Annotated in this window: 1 protein-coding gene; it reads left to right on the top strand. The window is 52.0% G+C overall.

The window, feature by feature from the left end; all coding sequences use genetic code 11:
• A partial coding sequence (locus AB0T83_RS20500; RefSeq protein WP_366195036.1) for a GTPase occupies nucleotides 1–250 on the top strand: 250 nt, incomplete at both ends.

Here is a 250-nt window from a genome sequence, read left to right on the forward strand (position 1 = left end):
TGAAAAAGTCTCCAAGCAGCGTGATCAGGGACGCCGAGCACGAAATCGTGCCGAAATCCCAACGATTTCACTGGTTGGTTATACCAACGCCGGTAAGTCGACGTTGTTTAACCGGGTGACTGATGCTGGTGTGTATGCTGCTGATCAGCTGTTTGCCACTCTGGATCCGACTCTGCGCAAGATTGATGTGGCCGATGTCGGCACTTCGATCTTAGCCGATACGGTCGGTTTTATTCGCCACTTGCCTCAT

Origin of the sequence: Meridianimarinicoccus marinus (genome assembly GCF_040689105.1) — a bacterium.
GTDB classification, from domain to species: Bacteria; Pseudomonadota; Alphaproteobacteria; order Rhodobacterales; family Rhodobacteraceae; genus Meridianimarinicoccus; species Meridianimarinicoccus marinus.